The 257-nt window shown below is 56.8% G+C and carries 1 pseudogene; it reads left to right on the forward strand.

From position 1 onward, the window contains the following. Positions 1–205 (forward strand): annotated as a pseudogene (locus AX708_RS21025) (IS110 family transposase); the annotation flags it as partial. Positions 206–257 lie beyond the last annotated feature (52 nt).

Below are 257 nucleotides of genomic sequence, written 5' to 3' on the forward strand. Positions count from 1 at the left end.
TGAGCGCTGTTTCGAACGGCTCGCGTTGCTCAACGATCAGATCAAGGACATCGAGCGGGACCGCGCTGAAGTTGTGCTCCATGAGGAGTCTACCTTCCCATGCCGAGAGAAAGCGGTTCGCCTTGAGCAGCTGAAGGGCATTGGTCCGAACAGCGCGGCAATGTTGGTTGCAGAGGTTTTCTGCCGAAAGTTCGAAAGCCGGTGAAGCGGCCCCCGAATTCCCCGGACAGGACCTCACACTTATGTAAGAGTGAGGA

Source organism: Erythrobacter sp. CCH5-A1 (assembly GCF_001557115.1).
Taxonomy (GTDB): domain Bacteria; phylum Pseudomonadota; class Alphaproteobacteria; order Sphingomonadales; family Sphingomonadaceae; genus Erythrobacter.